Here is a 6189-nt window from a genome sequence, read left to right as displayed (position 1 = left end):
CGGGCGCATCCTCTGGATTGACGGTGCGCGAATAGACATAATCAGGCGTTTCATCCCATGGGTCTTCAAGCACCTTGCCTTCCGACGATGTGTGCAAAAGGTTCGCGTCCGTCGAAAACGGGCTTTCCCCGCGCTTGTCCTTTGGCACGGGGATCTGATGCTGCTCGGCCCATTCAATCAAGCGCGTGCGGCTCGTGAGGTCCCATTCACGCCAAGGGGCAATGACTTTAATATCGGGGTTCAGCGCGTAAGCCGACAGCTCGAAGCGAACTTGGTCATTGCCCTTACCGGTTGCGCCATGTGCAATCGCGTCGGCGCCGGTTTCAGCCGCAATCTCGATCAGCCGCTTCGAAATCAGCGGGCGGGCAATCGATGTACCCAACAGATAATCGCCTTCATAACGCGCATTGGCGCGCATCATTGGGAACACAAAGTCGCGGACAAATTCTTCGCGCAAATCGTCAATGTAAATATGGTGGTCCGGCACGCCCATCAGCACCGCTTTCGCGCGCGCAGGTTCAAGCTCTTCGCCCTGACCCAAATCAGCGGTGAAGGTGACAACTTCACAACCATATTCGACCTGCAGCCATTTCAGGATGACGCTGGTATCGAGTCCGCCCGAATAGGCCAGAACGACTTTTTTAATGCTGTCTGTCATGTCACATTTTTTCCGAAGCTGAATATCTGCGGCGCGCCTAACAGTTTAGGCGGGGTTCGACAACTCCCAGAACTGCCAAAGACCTAGAACCAAGAACAGCGCAGCGGCAATTTTGTGCACGGTACGCAGCGAAATTTTTGCCACGAGTTGCTCGCCCAGAAAAACAGCGGGGATGTTTGCGATCATCATCCCCAATGTTGTTCCGGCGGCGACTGCCCAGACCGCATGATATTGCGCGCCCAAAGCAATAGTCGCGACCTGCGTTTTGTCGCCCATTTCGACGAAGAAAAAGGCGATGGTAGTCGCGACAAAAGCGCCGCGTTGTGACGCAACGTTGATATCATCATCCACCTTGTCAGGCACCAGCGTCCATGCGGCCATCAAAATGAAGCCAGCGGCGACTGCATAGCGGAATGCCTCGCTCATGAAGATTGAGGCAAGCGTACTCCCCGCCCATGCAGCCAACGCATGATTGGCGATAGTGGCGGTGAATATGCCCGCGATGACGGGTACAGGCTTTTTGAAACGAGTGGCGAGCAATATCGCCAGCAACATGGTCTTGTCGCCGATTTCCGCAATCGCGACGAGCAAGGTAGAGGTGAAGAAGATTTCCATAACAACATCCAGGTCAGGCAGTTTTTCGACGCAATGCCACCGGCCATCCCGCCCAACCGGTACGGATTGCCGATGCCATTGGTCTCGCCTTGAACCATGTGATCGTCTCCGATCTTATGGTCCCACATGCACCATGACCTCTCAGCCAAATATGTTGATGCATGTCTCGTTCGTTTTGAACGACTGGCTACTCCCCAGATGACGGGACAGTCCTTAAGCAATGATCCTTAAAGAAGCAAGCAGGCCGCTATTTTGATGGTGTCCGGTTAATTGCAGACAAATTCTTACCGCGACCCATTTGCGGGATTTTAAACTGCCGCCGATCGCGCATATGGCGGCAGGGATATCCGTCCGGCTCTAGGGCTTGTCTGCAAAACATTTGCGGAGTTTGATGGTTTTTTAATAACGCGCCAGCAAATAAAATGCCATCGCAGTTTTTTCCTTTTGTCGTTGGGCAACTGCCGTTAGGGGAGGCGCAACACTATAAATCTCCCTGGGGCGCCTTTTTTGCTGGAGCCAAAATATGACCAAATATGTAACGCGCGCCGGGCTTCGGATTGCCGCGCAGCTTGTTGAGTTTACCGAAAGCCGTGCCCTTGCTGGCACTGGCATTGCTGCGGATACTTTGTGGCAGGGCCTAACCGACATCCTTGACCGCTTTGTGCCGCACAACCGGATGCTGCTGGCCAAGCGTGACGATATTCAGGCGCAGCTAGACGCATGGCATCGCGCCCATCCCGGTCCAATTACCGACATGGCGGCCTATCAGGCGTTCCTGCGTGACATTGGCTATTTGGTCCCCGAGCCAGCGCCATTCAGCATCGGCACGCAGAATGTAGACCCCGAAATCGCTGTTATGGCAGGGCCGCAACTTGTCGTGCCAAGCCTTAATGACCGCTTCGTCCTGAACGCCGCCAATGCCCGCTGGGGCAGCCTATATGACGCGTTGTATGGCACCGACGTCCTGCCCGCGCCAGCTGCACGGCCCGGCGGTTATGACACGGATCGTGGCGCGGCAGTCGTGGCCTATGCGCGCAGCTTCCTCGACGAAGCCATTCCCGGTTGGCTGGCGGCTTTGGCTGGCGGGGAAAGCCTATATTTCGTTGCAAAAGCGCATGCCGGTGACGCCGCGCGTTATCTGTTCAAACATCACGGCCTGCATATTGAAATCTTGGTCAATCCGCAGCATTCTGTTGGCGCGACAGATGAATTGCACATCGCCGATGTCATCCTTGAATCCGCGCTCACGACGATCATCGATTTGGAAGACTCGGTCGCAGCAGTCGACGCCGATGACAAGGTTGCAGCCTACACCAACTGGCTTGGCCTCATGCGTGGCGATCTTGTCGCCAGTTTTGACAAGGGCGGAAAGACCGTCACCCGGGCGCTTGAGCCGGATCGCGACTATGATGGCCTGGCGCTGGCTGGTCGCAGCCTGATGTTCGTCCGCAATGTCGGGCATCTGATGACCAATCCAGCCGTTCTATTGCCCGACGGCAGCGAAGCACCCGAAGGTATATTGGACGCGCTGTTCACGTCGCTCTGCGCGCTTCATGATTTGAAGGCACTTGGAACCCACCGCAACAGCCGCGCTGGCAGCATCTATATCGTTAAGCCAAAGATGCACGGCCCAGAAGAAGCTGCCTTCACCAACGACCTTTTCGACGCTGTCGAAGATGTGCTTGGCCTCTCGCGTCATACCATCAAGGTCGGCGTAATGGACGAAGAACGCCGCACCAGCGCGAACCTTGCCGCCTGCATTCACGCCGTCCGCGACCGAATTGTCTTCATAAACACTGGCTTCCTTGATCGCACTGGCGACGAAATGCACACCGCGATGCAAGCCGGCCCTATGATCCGCAAAGCGGAGATGAAAACGTCATCCTGGATTCAGGCTTATGAGGCGCGCAATGTCCAAATCGGCTTGGCCTGCGGCCTCAGCGGCAAGGCGCAAATCGGCAAGGGCATGTGGGCTGCACCCGATATGATGGCGGATATGATGGTGCAGAAAATCGGCCATCCCAAGGCAGGGGCGAATACCGCATGGGTTCCCTCGCCCACGGCAGCGACGTTGCACGCCATACATTATCATGCATTTGACGTCTTTGCCCGTCAGGCGGAACTCGCCAAGGAACCAACGCCGGGTCTTGATCGATTGCTGACCATTCCCGTCGCGCCTGCTGGCCAAAATTGGTCAGACGAAGACGCGGCCCAAGAATTGGAAAACAACGCCCAAGGCATATTGGGCTATGTCGTACGCTGGATTGACCAAGGTGTTGGCTGTTCCAAGGTACCCGATATTCACGACATCGGCCTTATGGAGGACCGCGCGACCTTGCGTATTTCATCGCAACATATTGCCAATTGGCTGCTGCACGGCATTGCGACCGAGGCGCAAGTGGACGCCGCGCTGATGAAGATGGCCGCGAAAGTCGACGCACAAAATGCTGGCGACGCGTTATATGAAAAACTGGTCGAGGACAGCCTCGCGTTAAAAGCTGCGCGCGCTCTCATTTTTGAAGGCCTTACGCAGCCCAATGGTTATACCGAACCGCTGCTGCACAAATTCCGTCAGGAGAAGAAAGCGACGGTTTAACAAGGCCTAGGGTAAGGGCCACTTAAGCCTCCGCGTCGATAAACCGTTCAGCGTCAAGCGCCGCCATGCAACCCGTGCCTGCACTGGTACATGCCTGACGGTAGATGTGGTCCATCACATCGCCGCAGGCAAAAACGCCGGGGACGCTTGTTTCAGTTGATTGTCCTTCGAAGCCACCGCGCACTTTGATATAGCCGCCCGCCATATCGAGATGGCCTTCAAAAATGCCGGTGTTTGGCTTGTGCCCAATGGCGATGAAAACGCCATGCAGCTCAATATCTTCTTTACCCTCGCCATCGGTGGACGCTATGCGCATGCCTGTGACGCCCATTGCATCGCCCAGAACTTCATCCAGCCTGTGGTTCCACTTAATCGTGACCTTACCCTCTGCCTCACGCGCGAACAGGCGGTCTTGCAGGATTTTCTCCGCTTTTAACTTGTCGCGGCGATGTACTAAGGTCACATGGCTTGCGATGTTCGCCAAGTATAGCGCCTCTTCTACAGCGGTATTCCCGCCACCGATTACGGCCACTGGCTTGTTGCGGTAAAAGAATCCGTCACAGGTCGCGCAAGCCGACACGCCTTTGCCCATGAAGGCAGTTTCACTGCGCAGGCCAAGATATTGTGCGCTCGCGCCTGTGGCAATGATCACCGAATCAGCGGTGTAGTCGCCTGCCCCGCCAGTCAAAACGAATGGCCGCTTCGAAAAATCGACCTTTTCGATATAATCATTCTGGATTCTCGTGCCGAAACGCTCGGCATGCTTGCGCATCCGCTCCATCAATTCAGGCCCCATGACGCCTGCATCATCGCCGGGCCAATTGTCGACTTCGGTCGTGGTCATCAACTGCCCGCCTATTTCGACGCCCGTAATCATCATCGGCGTCAGGTTGGCGCGCGCGGCGTAAACGGCAGCAGTATAGCCGGCAGGTCCAGAGCCAATAATGACGACAGGTGCGTGGCGATTTTCGGTCATAGAAGGTCTTTCTGATTCTGTTGGCTCGGGACATAGGCATTCGTGTCACGCTGGCCAAGTGTGCAGCCTAACTTATCCCCATCAAATTAGGGCTTCACAAGTCGGCAGGTGCAACCTATCAGTCCGACGTTGTTTAGGATTAAGGGAGTTTTTCATGGCCAAAGTCACGGTAATTTCACGTAACGGCGAAGGCCGCGAAGTCGAAGCTGAAAACGGCCTGTCGCTGATGGAAGTCATCCGCGACAATGGTTTTGATGAACTGCTGGCTCTGTGCGGCGGTTGCTGCTCTTGCGCCACCTGCCATGTGCATATCGATCCTGCCTTTGCCGACCGTCTGCCTAAAATGAGCGAGGATGAAAACGATCTGCTCGATAGCACCGACCACCGCAACGAAACCTCGCGCCTGTCGTGCCAAATTCCCGTCAGCGATGCGCTTGATGGGTTGATCGTGACCATCGCAGTTGAGGATTGATTTCGGCGGCGTATAAAAGCTGACCTAACGCCCTCCCGCAAGCAGGAGGGCGGGTTAACCCCGCATGGCGCTGCCAAGCGACTCCCCAAGCACGGGATAGCCATGCCCGTCGGGGATGCACAGCCAACTTCCGTCCGCGCGCTGCTCCACAAAAGTCAGTACCGTCGATACCGGATGTTCCGCCGCATGCGCAGCGGCGGCATCAAAGTCACCAAACATAGCAAGTCGTTCCAGATTGCGCCGCGTCGGGAAGATGATTTTCACCTCGTCGCGATCAGCCTTCTCGAGAACCTCACCCGCGGTGGCCCAAAACAGCATCCGGTTTTCGGTTTGGTCAACGGTCGCCAGCGGCGTGGTATCGCCAGCATCGACGAGATAAAAACGCGTATCGAAAACCCGGCTAGCATTTTCATGGGCAGGCGGCCGCCAGCGCGACCATGGCACCAGCTGTTCAAAATCGGGCGCCCAGCCAAAACGGTTGCACACAGCCTGAAGGCTTTCGCCGTCATGCAGCGCAGCACGGGCATCAATGCAGTTGGCTGCATCCGAAACACCAGAAAGCCCAAGCGCTAAGCCCGCTTCCTCAATCGTTTCACGAATTGCGGCAAGCCGCGCAGCCGCCTCATCCAGCGGCAGGGGCCCGCCCAACATCTGGGCATAATCAAAGTCGGCAGGGTCAACCTTACCACCGGGAAACACCGCAGCTCCGCCCGCAAAGGCCATTGCCTTGACTCGCTCGACCATCAACAACAAGGGCGCGCCGCCATCCGGATTGACGCGAAAAATGACCATTGTGGCCGCAGGCGTCGCGATAGGAAGCGGTTCGCCGCTGATTGGGTGATTAGTAAGTTCAGGTTCCATGACATTCACTC

Annotated in this window: 6 protein-coding genes and 1 riboswitch; of the genes, 2 read left to right on the top strand and 4 right to left on the bottom strand. The window is 56.2% G+C overall.

Translation table 11 applies throughout. The annotated features are described in order from the left end of the window. On the bottom strand, window positions 1–658 hold a 658-nt coding region (locus tag ACIQ2T_RS03535; RefSeq protein WP_397589603.1), incomplete at its 3' end, for an argininosuccinate synthase. A gap of 45 nt (window positions 659–703) precedes the next feature. Beyond that, entirely contained in the window at window positions 704–1273 is a 570-nt protein-coding gene (locus ACIQ2T_RS03530) for a TMEM165/GDT1 family protein (protein WP_397589602.1), read from the bottom strand. Between the two features lie 91 nt (window positions 1274–1364). Beyond that, a riboswitch (yybP-ykoY riboswitch) is annotated at window positions 1365–1482 on the bottom strand. A gap of 314 nt (window positions 1483–1796) precedes the next feature. On the opposite strand from ACIQ2T_RS03530, the gene ACIQ2T_RS03525 reads away from it, so the two are divergent. Continuing rightward, entirely contained in the window at window positions 1797–3869 is a 2073-nt protein-coding gene (locus ACIQ2T_RS03525) for a malate synthase G (protein WP_397589601.1), read from the top strand. Between the two features lie 22 nt (window positions 3870–3891). On the opposite strand, the gene trxB is transcribed toward ACIQ2T_RS03525, so the two are convergent. Then, on the bottom strand, window positions 3892–4845 hold the full coding sequence (gene trxB / locus ACIQ2T_RS03520; protein WP_397589600.1) for a thioredoxin-disulfide reductase: 954 nt from the start codon (window positions 4843–4845) through the stop codon (window positions 3892–3894). A 154-nt stretch (window positions 4846–4999) separates the two neighbouring features. Here trxB and ACIQ2T_RS03515 point away from each other — a divergent pair, with 154 nt between their 5' ends. Next, window positions 5000–5317 carry a 2Fe-2S iron-sulfur cluster-binding protein gene (locus ACIQ2T_RS03515; protein WP_397589599.1) on the top strand — a complete coding sequence of 106 codons (318 nt, stop codon included), beginning with the start codon at window positions 5000–5002 and terminating at the stop codon, window positions 5315–5317. Between the two features lie 54 nt (window positions 5318–5371). Here ACIQ2T_RS03515 and ACIQ2T_RS03510 read toward each other — a convergent pair whose 3' ends face one another. Further along, on the bottom strand, window positions 5372–6178 hold the full coding sequence (locus tag ACIQ2T_RS03510) for an NUDIX hydrolase (protein ID WP_397589598.1): 807 nt from the start codon (window positions 6176–6178) through the stop codon (window positions 5372–5374). Window positions 6179–6189 lie beyond the last annotated feature (11 nt).

Source organism: Sphingorhabdus sp. (genome assembly GCF_044357595.1).
In the GTDB taxonomy this organism is placed as follows: domain Bacteria; phylum Pseudomonadota; class Alphaproteobacteria; order Sphingomonadales; family Sphingomonadaceae; genus Sphingorhabdus_B.
The sequence above is the reverse complement of the archived record's forward strand: the minus strand, read 5'-3'. Positions and strand labels throughout refer to the sequence as shown.

What these genes read in the sequence shown, in the direction of transcription:
- ACIQ2T_RS03515 (WP_397589599.1), top strand. Translation starts at nt 5,000, where the DNA reads ATGGCCAAAGTCACGGTAATTTCACGTAACGGCGAAGGCCGCGAAGTC.
- ACIQ2T_RS03525 (WP_397589601.1), top strand. Translation starts at nt 1,797, where the DNA reads ATGACCAAATATGTAACGCGCGCCGGGCTTCGGATTGCCGCGCAGCTT.
- trxB (WP_397589600.1), bottom strand. Translation starts at nt 4,845, where the DNA reads ATGACCGAAAATCGCCACGCACCTGTCGTCATTATTGGCTCTGGACCT.
- ACIQ2T_RS03530 (WP_397589602.1), bottom strand. Translation starts at nt 1,273, where the DNA reads ATGGAAATCTTCTTCACCTCTACCTTGCTCGTCGCGATTGCGGAAATC.
- ACIQ2T_RS03510 (WP_397589598.1), bottom strand. Translation starts at nt 6,178, where the DNA reads ATGGAACCTGAACTTACTAATCACCCAATCAGCGGCGAACCGCTTCCT.